General features: G+C 48.1%; 13 protein-coding genes. 4 read left to right on the forward strand and 9 right to left on the reverse strand.

From position 1 onward, the window contains the following. Positions 1-95: 95 nt before the first annotated feature. From AAKU64_RS07645 to AAKU64_RS07655, 3 genes are all read left to right on the forward strand, one after another. Complete coding sequence (locus AAKU64_RS07645) at positions 96-1901, forward strand: DUF1800 domain-containing protein (protein ID WP_354361959.1); 1806 nt, start codon at positions 96-98, stop codon at positions 1899-1901. A 27-nt stretch (positions 1902-1928) separates the two neighbouring features. Beyond that, a complete protein-coding gene (locus AAKU64_RS07650) occupies positions 1929-3329 on the forward strand; it encodes a DUF1501 domain-containing protein (protein WP_354331666.1) in 1401 nt (466 codons plus the stop codon). A gap of 121 nt (positions 3330-3450) precedes the next feature. Continuing rightward, entirely contained in the window at positions 3451-3651 is a 201-nt protein-coding gene (locus tag AAKU64_RS07655) for a hypothetical protein (RefSeq protein WP_322119688.1), read from the forward strand. Positions 3652-3854: 203 nt separating this feature from the next. On the opposite strand, the gene lhpI is transcribed toward AAKU64_RS07655, so the two are convergent. From lhpI to AAKU64_RS07670, 3 genes are all read right to left on the reverse strand, one after another. Continuing rightward, positions 3855-4832: a bifunctional Delta(1)-pyrroline-2-carboxylate/Delta(1)-piperideine-2-carboxylate reductase gene (lhpI, locus tag AAKU64_RS07660; RefSeq protein WP_354331664.1), complete on the reverse strand. Its 978-nt coding sequence runs from the start codon at positions 4830-4832 to the stop codon at positions 3855-3857. A 170-nt stretch (positions 4833-5002) separates the two neighbouring features. Further along, positions 5003-5422 (reverse strand): organic hydroperoxide resistance protein, encoded by a 420-nt coding sequence (locus AAKU64_RS07665; protein ID WP_322119686.1) that lies wholly within the window; start codon positions 5420-5422, stop codon positions 5003-5005. A gap of 304 nt (positions 5423-5726) precedes the next feature. Then, complete coding sequence (locus AAKU64_RS07670; protein ID WP_354331662.1) at positions 5727-6212, reverse strand: MarR family winged helix-turn-helix transcriptional regulator; 486 nt, start codon at positions 6210-6212, stop codon at positions 5727-5729. A 370-nt stretch (positions 6213-6582) separates the two neighbouring features. On the opposite strand from AAKU64_RS07670, the gene pyrF reads away from it, so the two are divergent. Further along, positions 6583-7404, forward strand: coding sequence for an orotidine-5'-phosphate decarboxylase (gene pyrF / locus AAKU64_RS07675; protein WP_354331660.1), 822 nt, complete (start codon positions 6583-6585; stop codon positions 7402-7404). 88 nt (positions 7405-7492) lie between these two features. On the opposite strand, the gene AAKU64_RS07680 is transcribed toward pyrF, so the two are convergent. The 6 genes from AAKU64_RS07680 to thiL all read right to left on the reverse strand — a co-directional run bounded on the left by AAKU64_RS07680 (position 7493) and on the right by thiL (position 13090). Further along, positions 7493-8401: an EF-hand domain-containing protein gene (locus AAKU64_RS07680; RefSeq protein WP_354361960.1), complete on the reverse strand. Its 909-nt coding sequence runs from the start codon at positions 8399-8401 to the stop codon at positions 7493-7495. Between the two features lie 190 nt (positions 8402-8591). Further along, complete coding sequence (locus AAKU64_RS07685) at positions 8592-9722, reverse strand: ATP-binding protein (protein ID WP_354331656.1); 1131 nt, start codon at positions 9720-9722, stop codon at positions 8592-8594. A gap of 3 nt (positions 9723-9725) precedes the next feature. Beyond that, positions 9726-10625, reverse strand: a complete 900-nt coding sequence (locus AAKU64_RS07690) for a response regulator (protein ID WP_354331654.1) — start codon at positions 10623-10625, stop codon at positions 9726-9728. Between the two features lie 73 nt (positions 10626-10698). Then, positions 10699-11184 carry a CinA family protein gene (locus AAKU64_RS07695; protein WP_354331652.1) on the reverse strand — a complete coding sequence of 162 codons (486 nt, stop codon included), beginning with the start codon at positions 11182-11184 and terminating at the stop codon, positions 10699-10701. A 388-nt stretch (positions 11185-11572) separates the two neighbouring features. Continuing rightward, positions 11573-12103 carry a phosphatidylglycerophosphatase A family protein gene (locus AAKU64_RS07700; RefSeq protein WP_354331650.1) on the reverse strand — a complete coding sequence of 177 codons (531 nt, stop codon included), beginning with the start codon at positions 12101-12103 and terminating at the stop codon, positions 11573-11575. 18 nt (positions 12104-12121) lie between these two features. Further along, positions 12122-13090 carry a thiamine-phosphate kinase gene (thiL, locus tag AAKU64_RS07705; protein WP_354331649.1) on the reverse strand — a complete coding sequence of 323 codons (969 nt, stop codon included), beginning with the start codon at positions 13088-13090 and terminating at the stop codon, positions 12122-12124. Between the last annotated feature and the right edge of the window lie 190 nt (positions 13091-13280).

Here is a 13280-nt window from a genome sequence, read left to right on the forward strand (position 1 = left end):
AATTAGGTTCAAGTTATCTATTGTTTCAATGTGTGAAAACAAGATCGAAACTAATAGAACGTTTAGAAAACAGCCCATCGCAACGGAGGCAGTACATGTCAGAGAACACGAGTTTGACGGATATATCCGCGCCGATCGCATCAAACAACCCACCTGAGTCAACGGACGATAATAATAAAGCCAGGATAAATCTATCTAGTACGACTCTTGCTAATGGCGTACTTGCAGGATTGTCAGCATTATCAGCCTTGTCACTAAGCGCTTGCGGTGGCGGTGGCTCAGGTGCTGTCGCAACATCTTCTGGCACGAGTTCTGGACCCGTCAGTCCGCCTGTTACTCCTCCAGTAACACCACCGGTCACACCGCCCGTCGGCATTACTGCCGCCCAGGCTGCGCGCTTTTTAGTGCAGGCGTCGATGGGTGCGAACAGAGCACAAATCGCGCAGGTACAGCTACTTGGTTATTCTGGCTGGCTGGATGCGCAATTCGCCTTGCCTGCATCGACTGCTCGGTTTGATTGGTTGGTAACTAAGGGGTTTAATGCCGCTACTTATCAGAACTCAGAAGCGGGTTTTGATTCTGCTGCCTGGTCCAAGCTACTTTCATCTCCCGATACATTACGACAGCGCCTGACCTTTGCTATTTCTGAAATCACGGTAGCGGCGATTGATGGTTTGATCGGCGGTGGCTGGCGCGCATTTTCGGCGGCTGCGTATCTTGATTTATTAGAAGCCAATGTGTTTGGTAATTATCGTACTTTGTTGCAGCAAATTTCGACCAGCGCTGCGATGGGACAGTTTCTGACTTTTCGCGGTAACGTTAAATACAATCCGGCCACCGGTGCGCTGCCAGATGAAAACTATGCACGCGAATTAATGCAGTTGTTCAGTATTGGTTTGCTAAAGCTAAATCAGGATGGTTCGGTGCAGCAGGTCAACGGCGTCTCGCAAGAAACTTATGTTCTGACCGATATCACCGGGTTGGCAAGAGTGTTCACAGGCTGGGACTTTAATCTGGATGCGTTGAAAACCAACACGCCAGATTTTTTACGCCGGCCAATGACACAAATACCCGCTCGTCACGAGCTGGGTGAAAAAGATTTTTTGGGCATCACTATCCCGGCAGGTACCAATGGTGTCGATAGTTTACAAATGGCTCTGGATGGCATTTTCGCACATCCCAATATTGCGCCCTTTATCAGCCGCCAGCTACTACAGGGCTTAGTTACAAGCAACCCAAGTCCGGCGTATATACAACGTGTTACGACGGCATTTAGTAATGACGGCACCGGTGTCAAAGGTAATTTAAAAGCAGTCATCAAAGCAATTTTGCTAGATACCGAGGCGCGTAGTGATGCCGGAATTACCGATCCCAACTTTGGAAAATTGCGTGAGCCGATTTTGCGCTTTACCGCCTGGGCTAGAGCATTTAATGCCAGCTCGGCGACCAATGCCTGGCAAATTGGCGACACTACAAATCCCGCCACCGCATTAGGACAAAGTCCTTTGCGCTCGCCATCGGTATTTAATTTTTTTCGCCCCGGTTACGTCCCACCTAACACGGGATTTGACAGCGCATCTTTAGTCGCGCCAGAGTTTCAGATCACGAACGAATCAACCGTCATCGGCTATGTCAATTATATGCAGCGTGCGGTCAGTACCGGGATTGGCGATGTAAAAGCCGATTACAGCAGCTTATTACCATTGGCAGACAACGCGCAATCCTTGCTGGACGAATTGAACTTGGTTCTGGTTGCCAGCCAGTTGAGCAGCACGACATATAGCCTGATTCTCAATGCGATTAATGGCATGCCAAGCGGTAGCGACGCGGTGCGGTATAACCGGATTTATGCAGCGCTGACGATGATCCTGGCGTCGCCAGATTTCATTGTACAAAAGTAGTCCATCTAAAAATAGCAAAGGGAAATCATGAAAAACATTATTCGGATGGATGCATCACGCCGGGCATTTTTAAAAAAGGCCAGCGCCTTGTCATTAGCTGGTGTCGCTACGCCATGGGCGATTAATTTAGCCGCGATGGCAGAGGCCTCAGCAGCGAATGCGACCGATTACAAAGCGACCGTTTGCATTTTTTTATACGGTGGCAATGACTATGGCAATACGCTGATACCTTATGACACCACCAACTACTCTTTGTATCAACAACTGCGCCCAACCCTGTGTTACGCCCGCGACAGTTTGAGCTCCACAATTCTGGTGCCGAAAGTCGCCCCCGTCGATACCGCAGGCGTGAGCCGGCAATATGCGTTGGCACCAGAGCTGGCACCATTGCTACCGATTTTTAATGCAGGGAAAATGGGCGTGATGCTGAACGTCGGCACCTTAGTACAACCGACGACCAAGCTGCAATACACCAATAAATCGGTGTTATTGCCCCCTAAATTATTCTCACATAATGACCAGCAATCGGTATGGCAATCGTCGGCGCCAGAAGGTGCGGTGTCTGGCTGGGGCGGACGCATGGGTGACTTGTTTGAGTCCAGCAATGGCAACACGACTTTTACTTGCGTCAACGTATCTGGCAACGCAGTATATTTGTCGGGTAACACGGCGGTGCAATATCAGGTTTCTACCAGCGGTTCTGTCCCCTTAAATGCCAGTACCAAGCCCTTGTTTGGATCAGCCGCATGCTCGACTGCGCTGCAAACACTGATGACCCAAACGGGTGGCAATTTATTCGCGACGGAATACAACCGCGTGACCAGACGATCTATGGATGCCAACCAAGTCCTGACTAGCGCCTTAGCGGGTGCGCCGGCTTTAACGACAGTTTTTCCGACGAATAATAATTTGGGTGATCAGCTCAAAATGGTGGCAAAAATGATTTCTGCTGCCAGTAGTTTGGGCGCAAAAAGGCAAGTGTTTTTTGTGTCTATGGGGGGCTTTGATACGCATGATGGTTTGCTCGATATCCACCCCGGTTTACTGACCAGTGTGGCAGATGCGATGTCGGCATTTTATAAAGCGACCCAAGAATTAGGTGTGGCGAACAATGTCACCAGTTTCACCGCGTCTGATTTTGGGCGAACATTAAGCGGCAATAACGACGGTTCAGATCATGGTTGGGGCAGCATGCATTTTATGATGGGCGGCGCAGTCAATGGCCAAAGCTTTTATGGCACACCACCGATTGTTGCTAGCGACGGGCCAGACGATGTAGGCCAAGGACGCTTGTTGCCAAGTACCTCGGTAGACCAGTACGCGGCAACGCTGGGTAAGTGGATGGGCGCGTCGGATTCTGACTTGCTGACGCTATTGCCGAACCTGCATAATTTTGACGCGACTAAACGTAATCTTGGATTTGTGTAGATGGCTAGGGACTGAATTCAAGAATGAGTTGATAAGTGTAGATAACATCATGCTAGAGTCTTGTCTTAGCGACTTCCTGTTTTAAAGGGACGCTTTATTTTGACCACAAGGGTGATGACAAATGGCAAAGAAAGAAGAAATAGATCCAGAAACCGCTGCCCTCATCGCATGGTGTACTGAGGTAGAAGGTTTTCTGGTCAAAGGCGGCGCGACTTTGCGTCAGGCACAGGATCATATTGAAGAGGAGATCGATTGGTTTACTGATTTATTCTTTGATGGTTTGACGCCAGAGCAAGCGGCTAAAGAAGCATTGAGCGAGTAATCCAAATAAAGGGAGATTTTAATATACTCCCCTTATTTTTTTATAAATATGCCTTATTGTCCAGAGATTATATGGACGATTAAAATATACTAATATCCAGTATATGTAGATTGTCAGCGAAAAATAGTGATCGCTGCGCTCCCTCAAGTAAGAATTTTTAGTGACACAACTTGTCGTCACCACTGACAAAAGTTCGTTCCTAATTATTCAACACCACGCTGATGCACTTGCCAGGCTAAATTAGCACCGCATAAATCCTCTATCGCCGTCCCTACAGATTTAAATACCGTGATTTGCTGATCATCACTGCGCCCTGCATGCTGCTGGCTGACCAACTCTGCCAGCTCGGCGACGATGGCGCTGCGTTGTAGGCTGCCGTTTTGCAAAGTTTGGGTCAGGTCGCCGGCTTCTGCAATCGCACCTTCGTAGGTGTCGACAAACACAGTTGCTTTGGACATCAGCAGATCGTCAACCTCCCGCATGCCAGGAGTAAAACCGCCGACCAGATCGATATGAGTTCCGGCTTTGACCCATTCACCCAGCACAATCGGCGTGGTGCTGGTGGTGGCGCAACTGATCACATCTGCTTGACTGACAGCGCTTGCCAGATCGGTGGCGATGCTAAGCCGGATATGCGCAGGTAATTCTGTCTGCGCTTGAATAGCCTTGAGGGTTTGCGTCGCTTTATCTGCCGATCGTCCCCAGACCGTAATTTGTTTGATCGCTCGTACTTGGCTATGGGCGCAGGCAAGGTAAGGAATTAAGCTGCCCGTACCAACCATCAACAGATGTTCACTATCAATGCGGGACGCATAGCTGGATGCTAGCGCAGATGCGGCTGCCGTACGCCGTAACGTCAACTCCTCACCATCTATCAATGCCAGCGGCACGCCACTCACAGTATCAAACAATATAAATACCGCATGCACAGAGGGCAGCAAGGTATTTTGCGGAGCCACTGTCACCAGCTTCACACCGGTCGTGCCTTGTGGCTGCCAGACTGGCATTAACAGCAAGGTAGAAACCGGCTGTTCAGACAAACTATATACATGCCTTTTTGGCGCAATGATATTGCTGGCAAATGCAAGTTTTAAAGCAGGTATCAGATCAGCATAAGTCAAAGTCTGTTGTAGAGTTTGCTTGTTGATGTAGGGAATGGTGCTGGGAATGTTATTGGACATGATATGAGACACAGATAGCAGCCTTATTCGCGATTGGATCAGTCGCCTTGGTTGTGACAGTAATCCTTCATTCTAGCAATATCGGAGACAGGTAATAAAAAAGACTGGGCAATAAAAAAGCCCGAACGACTCGGGCTTTAACTGACATTTAATTCGATCCAACTTACTTTTTACAGCACAGTGACTTTGACATCAATATTGCCGCGGGTTGCATTTGAATATGGGCAAACTTCATGCGCCTTAGCAACGAGGGCTTCCGCAGCTGCGCGATCCATGCCAGGGATGGAAACATTTAACGCAACTTCTAAACCAAAACCGCCTTTGTCATTTGGGCCAATACCGACTAAGCCGTTGACGGATGTATCCGCTGGCAATGCTACTTTAGTTGCAGCGGCGACAAATTTCATTGCGCCAATAAAACAAGCGGAATAACCAGCAGCGAACATTTGCTCCGGGTTAGTACCTTCGCCGCCTGCACCGCCTAGTTCTTTAGGTGTGCTCAGTTTAACGGCGAGGTGATTGTCGTTACTAGCTGCTGTGCCATCACGACCACCAGTTGCTGTTGCGTTTGCTGTGTAAAGTACTTGCATGTGATTCTCCTGTTGGATTGGACTAATGAGTTTAGTCCAAATAAATAATTGATCAAGCTGAAATAAATGTTGCTGCGACTAATTTTCGATCTACTTACTCTGAAATTCTAACTACGCCGTTTTGGCATTATCGCTGCCAGTGAAAATATAATAGTACACAATTAAATTGTGCGCAATCTAAATTTAAATAAATATTTAGTAAACTTATTTAAAACCCGTATTTAAAAACCGCATTTAAAAATCTAACCATACAAATATCTCAAGCAATTCTTTTGGGTAATGTTTGTCGAACGATACTGCTCGGTTAGCCTAAGTTGCTCTCCGTTAAATCACCTCTGATTTGCGATAACTGAGACCGCAGATTGATTAAGGTTTCTTTCGTTTGCCCACTGGCACACATAATTTGCAGAGGGATTTCTTTGGCAGCTTTTTTCAGTTGCTTCCCTTCTTTAGTCAAAGTGATTCTGACCTGGCGTTCATCGATCTCGTCGCGTGTACGTTGCAGCAGATCGGCGGCTTCCATCCTCTTTAATAGCGGCGTTAACGTGCCAGAATCCAGGAATAGCGCCTCGCCTATATCTTTAACCAGAATGCCATCATGCTCCCACAGCACGATCATGACCAGGTATTGTGGATAGGTCAGGCCGATTTTTTCTAACAAGGGTTTATACGTCTTAGTCATCGCCAGGGACGCAGAATACAGCGCGAAGCAGAATTGATTGTCTAGTGCCAGTAAATCGACTTCAGCAGTAGTGCTATCTTTAGAACTATTTTTAGAGGTATTTTTCATTGCTGTATTGATACGCTGATGATGGTGGATCTGAATGTTACGTCTTGCCAGAAATTGCATAAAGTGTGCATGAATTATCGGCGCTCTAGGCCAGATTATCAAATAAAGACGGTACCTTTACCACGACGCAGCGGCAGTTTTGAGTAAGTTCTCATAATGTCACACGTTATAATGTCGACTATTTCATATATCCAGGACTTACGCAAAATGATCCAGCAAGACGTAGCGACGACGATAGTACTTTAGTACAACTAAGAGCTACAACGCAGCTGGAGCGGTTTTGCGTAAGTCCTCATATTAATTCATGCATCAAATTGCATTTTACTGTTCGGATCAACATCGTTGCTCTGAACACACCCTAAGGTAAATCGTGACGTTCATCGAAAAACTCTCCGCCGCTTGGGCGAAAAATAATTCTTTGTTGTGTGTCGGGCTTGATCCTGATGTATCTCGCTTTCCCGCAGAGATCGCGCAGCAGCCAGATGCGATTTTTGCATTTTGTAAAACTATGATTGATGCGACCGCGGATCTCGCCTGCTCATTCAAGCCACAAATTGCGTATTTTGCTGCCTTACGGGCAGAAGATCAGTTGGAAGCTATTTGCCGCTATATCAAAACAAGGTATCCGGCGATCCCGATTATTTTAGATGCCAAACGTGGCGATATCGGCGCAACCGCCGAGCAATATGCGCGTGAAGCGTTTGAGCGCTATGACGCCGATGCTGTGACAGTCAATCCGTATATGGGTTTTGATTCAGTCGCGCCGTACATGGAATGGAAAGACCGTGGCGCGATAGTTTTGTGCCGCACCTCCAATGCAGGCGGATCGGATTTGCAATTTTTAGATGTCGGCGGCAAACCGCTGTATCAGCATGTCGCCCAATTGGTAGCCGACAAATGGAATACTAACGGCCAATGCGCCTTGGTCGTCGGTGCAACTTTTCCTGCGGAGCTAGCGCAGGTACGCCAGATCATTGGTGATATGCCTTTGCTGGTACCGGGAATCGGTGCGCAAGGTGGAGATATCGCAGCGACAGTTGCCGCGGGTAAAACGGCTGGCGGAACTGGGATGATGATCAATTCGTCCCGAGCAATCTTGTACGCCAAACCGCAAGCCGAGGAGAGCTATAGCCAGGCTGCGCGACGGGTTGCGATGGAAACCAGAGACGCGATTAATGCTTGTCGTATTTAAGTAAAAAGCGTTTGATTGAAGAGTTAAAAAGGGAGCCTGGCTCCCTTTTGTCATTACAGCTTACCGGTCTTAAAAATAAACCTGCATTCTAAGCACTCACTGAAATACTACTTCCAGAGCCGGTATTGCCAGACTGAAAAGGATCAGCGTAGGCCTGCAATAACTGCAATGCTTTTCTAAATAATGTGGCATCGCTGCTGGTGCTGGCGTTGCCGCTACTGTCGGAACTGGTGCCGGTCGATCCTGAGCTGGACGATGCTGCATTGGACGACGTTGCCGCTATTCCAGTAACGCCCGTGGCACTGGTGGTGTTGGCGGTACCCGATGAGCTGGTACCCGACGTTGCTGAGCTAGATGTCTCGTTTAGCTTTGCCTCGGCGGCGGCTAATAGTTTCTCCGCATAGGCCAAACTCTCTTTGGTTGACACCGTGCCATCTTCATTGGTATCCGCCGGGTCATAGGTTTTTGTCGCACTGCTGCTGGCGGTTGCACTGGCAGCGCCACCACCACCACCGCTTTGTTCGCCAGAATCAGCTGATTGCGCCTGACCAGAGCCTGCGCTTTGAGTTGGCGGTGGAGGTGGGGCTTGATTGCTGACATCGCTAGCGCCTGCACCAGAAGTGCGGCGGGCGTTGAACTGGCTTTCTAGTTCATCGCTGAGTTTTTGCAAACCAGAGCTGAATTCTTGTTTAGTGACTTTGCCATCGCTGTCACTATCTAGTTTTTTGAAAAGATCACTAATTTCGGTCGTGCTGCTTGAGCTGCTGCCAGAAGCTGTAGTTGCATTGGACGAGGTTGTAGCAGACGTGGAGGAGGACGAGGAAGACAGTTTGCTAAACGCCGACTGCAAATCAGCTTCGCTTAAATAGCCCTGATTATTGGTATCAAGCTTACTAAAAACATCGTCCGCAATCTGCGTCGGGTCTGGCTTTTGTCTTTGTACACTGCTGGAATAATTATAGGCCGAGGTAGTGCCTATGCTTCCTATTGAACTCATGATGTCGCTCCCTTCTGATTGATGACGTTAGTAAGCAAAGTGCTGCGGAAAAACGGATAGTGCCAGTTTCTCCCAGCGATGTTGCTTAGCTGTGTCTGCTTTGTATCAGACTCGACATATTTAAAACGAATACAAGAAGTTGAGTATGTTCAGAACAATCACTGAATAGGATTTTATTAAAATAATGTAATTACTGATCAGACAATTTTCTAGGCAAGCAGATCTGTGCAGTCAGGCCGCGGCGCTCAGTATTATTGAACAAAACTAAATCGCCAGCATGCTGGCGTGCGATTTCTCTGGCGATACTTAAGCCCAGACCAACACCGCCGCTATTTCTGTTACGTGATTCTGATAAACGGACAAATGGTTCAAACACCTGCAGTAACTGATCTGGCGGAATACCTGGCCCATCATCAACAACCTGAATTAAAAGTTGATCGGGACTATCGCGCAAAATAATTTCGACTTCTTTGCCATGACTGAGCGCATTTTCTAAGATGTTAGAAATACAGCGACGCAAATCAGAAATAATCGCAAAGAGTGGCTGAGCATCGCCTGAAAAATGTACCTGATGTCCTTGCTCTTGTGCATTATCAACCAAGGCTTCTACCAAGGCTTGCACGTCCAATAATTGCCCCGATGCAGTCGCTTTACCGTTACTGCGCAGGTACTCCAAAGTCGTATCCAGCATCAAGCGCATTTCTTCTATATCTTGTTGCAATTTATCTTTGGTGGCATCGTCGTCCAGATGTTCTATCCGTAATTTCATGCGGGTTAAAGGTGTACGCAAGTCATGCGACACCGCAGCTAAAAAGCGACCTCGCTCTTCTAATTGCAATCGAATCCGTTCCCGCATTTTATTAAATACATTGGCGGCCTGGCGTGCCTCTGCCGGGCCGGTTTCCAGCAAAGCTGGTGCATTCAAATTATCGCCAACCTGGCTTGCGGCATGCGCCAGATTTTGTATCGGTTTCGCCAGATTGCGTGATCCATACCAGGCAGCAATTGCAAGAATTAAAAATTGCATAGACATACTCAGAAAAAAACCCAGCATCGGCCCCGGGAAGTGATCTTCATGCGGTGGCAGATGTCTTAGTGGTGCCATATTGTCGGGCGGTGCCGTTTGCATTTGCCTAGAAAACGGTGGTCTGTTCTCTGCATGCGGATGTGGAAAACGGTCACCCAAAAATACGAATAACAAAATAAATGTCATAACATGGCTGACGATCACCGCCCCCATTGCCAATCCGAATAAGCGTGTAAAAATCGTATCAGAGAAAAAACGGCGTAATCCCAATGTTGTTGCTGGTGTTGTCGTCATTATTTAATTCGAGGAAGGATGAGGCAAAGACGGCGATGGCAGCAGCGTCGGTGTAACTGTTTTCGATGCAGATGCAGATGCCGGTGGCTGAAACATATAGCCTTCGCCGCGTATGGTTTTTAGCATTGATGGTTGGCGCGAATCCTCACTGAGTTTTTGCCGTAGTCGCGAGACCAGCAGATCGATACTGCGATCAAATGCCAAAGACGATTTGCCACGTGCGATATCCAATAACTGATCGCGGCTAAGAACTTGCCCCGGGCGCTTTACAAAAGTTAATAGCAAACGGAACTCTGCATTGGACAGCGGCACCACTAAATTGTCGGGCGTATTGAGCTGGCGCGTATGACAATTAAGACGCCAGCCATGGAACGTAATTTCTTCTTCGGTTCGGTTATTGTGCTGGCTATGGTGTTGGCTAATTTGGTTGCTCTGGCTGGCCTGACCGGCCTGTGTCCGGCGCAAAATCGTATGGATACGCGATACCAGTTCTCGGGTATCAAAGGGCTTGACTACGTAGTCGTCTGCACCTAACTCTAAACCAATAATTCTATCGGCAGATTCGCCGCGAGCGGTCAACATCAGGACGGGGATTTGGCTGTCTTTGCTATTTCGCAGACCTCGCAATAAAGAGAGTCCGTCTTCATCAGGCAACATCAGATCAAGCAAAATAATATCGATCTGGGTAGCTGCTAATTGTTGACGCATCGCTTTACCGTCGGCGACGGTAATGCAGCGGATACCAAATTTTTCTAAATAGCGTGCTAACAGTTCACGGATGTCAGCATCATCATCGACCAGCAGGGCATTAATGTGCGGTTCTGGCAGCGTTGCCTGCGAGTGGGCTTTACTGGCGTTGGGGCTCGTTGTGAGTGCATCAGTGTGTACATTAGTCGTAGACAAATCAATTTCCTTCACACTATCTTTGACAGGACTTGCGCTACATTACTCCGGCGAAGTTCTTTTAAATTTTTTGCTACGCTTCTTTAACATAGCGTAGCAACTTATCTAAAGCATGCACGATAGTTTGCTCACGTACCGCGTGACGATCACCGCTAAATACTTTGCGTTCAGTATGCGTGATGCCTCCAACCAGCCAGGCAAAACAGACTGTGCCAACCGGCTTGCCCGGTACTGCACCGCCCGGACCAGCAATACCCGTGGTGGAGAGGGAGACATGGGCCTCAGAATTGGCTAGCGCGCCTTCTGCCATGGCCGCGGCAATTTCTTCACTGACCGCACCGTGCTGTGCAATCAATGCGTCGGAGATATTTAATAATTCCGTTTTGGAGGAGTTGGAGTAAGTGATAAACCCGCAATCAAACCATTCCGAGCAACCGGCGATTTCGGTAATGGCTTGGCAAACGCCGCCGCCAGTGCAGGACTCTGCGACCGACAATAAAAGTTTTTTGGATTGCAGGGCTGAGCCGACTTCGGTAGCGAGTTGAATAACATTTGGCATGGCATGGTCTCCTGTGGTGGATTAACTCAATTAGGCGAATAAACGAATCAAGTTGATGAATTACTTTACCACTTTGTCCATGCGCATTGATAGCGACTTGATGAAGTTTCAGCTTTGTAAAGTGGATTTTTACAAACGTGCAAGATCAGATCTTTAGCTAACACTACTGGCTGAAACAGTTTGCCTGCAGACGTTGAAAAAGCGTAAAAAAGTACGTATTTGGAATACTTTTTTTAGTTTTTATAACAAAGATTGGATTGAGATGATTTTATATACTCACTATGAGTATATTTTATTGTCCAAGTAATCTCTGGACAATTTGGCATATTTATTAAAAATAAGGGGGGAGTATATTCAATTTAATGAGGAATTTAATGCAATGAAGCCGTCAGATTACGCGCCACAAGGCAAATAGCAACAAGGTATAAAACGCGGCCAGAATATCGTCCCACATCACACCAAAACCGCCTTTGAGCTGACGATCAAAATAGCCTATCGGTGGTGGCTTGACCATATCAAATACCCGGAACCAGAAAAATGCCCAGCATTGGGTAGAAAAACTGGCAGGCGTGACAAACAGCAATACTAGCCAAAACGCAATGATCTCGTCCCACACCATGCTGCCATGATCTGCCACGCCCATATTGCGCCCGGTTACCTGGCATGCCCATACACCCACGACAAAACCCAGCACAATAATCCAAGCCCACGAGCTTGGCGTGAATAAATCTGGCCAGCGCGTACTCAGCACATTAAAACTTAGCCAGGCAAATAAGGTGCCGCTGGTACCAGGCATGATGGGCGAGAGTCCGCTGCCAAAGCCTTGCGCGAGGATATGTGCCGGATTACTCAGCATAAAGCGTGCGCTTGGTTTGATTGTTTTTATGCCGTCGGTGCTAGAGGTGTTAAATATGCTCATGGGCTGATTCTGTCTCGGCTACGGACTACTAAAATGATCAAAAGAGGTCAATGATAAAGCTAATGGCTGCCCGCTGGCATCCAGCAAGCGTAAGCCAAGATCAGTCTCAATCCGGCCAATACGTGTGACCGTAGTCTGGCTGTGGCGTCCCGCCTCCGCAACCGCATCACGTTGGCTAACAGGGGCGGTAAAACATAATTCGTAATCATCACCACCCGCAAGACAAAACTCGCGGCGCCTTGTTTGATCTTGCTTGCGTAGCGCCAAACCTGCTGGCAAATCATCCACCGACAAGCTGGCACCAACACCGGATTTTTTTAGAATATGCCCAAGGTCGCCGATCAAACCGTCTGAGATATCCAATGCCGCATGCGCAATAGCCTGCAATGCCGTGCCCAGCGCAATACGTGGTGTAGGCTGATGCATGCGTGGTGCGGCAATCGCCAGATCGGCGTCACTCAAGCGCATCTCATCCCAATAGTGCGCCAATGCCAGACGCGCATCGCCTAAAGTGCCAGAAACCCAGATGTCATCGCCGACCTGTGCGGCATCACGGCGTAAGGCTCGTCCGGGCGGCAATTCACCAAAAATCGTGATGCAAATTGTCAGCGGACCTTTAGTCGTATCGCCACCGATCAAAACACAGTGATGTTGCTCCGCCAGTGCCAGCAAGCCGCCAGAAAATTCTGCCAACCAATCTGGTCTTGCTTCTGGCAAGGCCAGCGCCAAGGTAAACGCAACTGGTTTGGCACCCATCGCTGCGAGGTCAGACAAATTCACCGCCAGACATTTATGCCCCAGCATACGGGGATCGGCATCCGGGAAAAAGTGCCGGCCCGACACCAGCATATCGCTGGAAATCGCCAATTGCATGCCGGGTGAAGGCTGGAGTAAAGCGCAGTCGTCACCTATCCCCAGCGCAATCCGGCGGTCGCTGCTGGCGGGTGTGACGAAATACTGTTGGATAAGGTCGAATTCAGAGAGCATGCCGGATTGTACCGAATCTCTTTTGTTGATCAAGTGAATAATGATTGAAGACAGGCAAGGCTATTTCTTTCTAAAAAAGATGGTACTAGAGAAAAGAAAAAACAAGAAAATGCAAGAAAAAGCGATAGCAAAAGTAAGTAAAAAACAAAGTAAAAAGCTCAGTAAAAAGTCGGTTGCAAGGACATTGTGA

The sequence above is a fragment of the Undibacterium sp. GrIS 1.8 genome (assembly GCF_040544445.1).
In the GTDB taxonomy this organism is placed as follows: domain Bacteria; phylum Pseudomonadota; class Gammaproteobacteria; order Burkholderiales; family Burkholderiaceae_D; genus Undibacterium.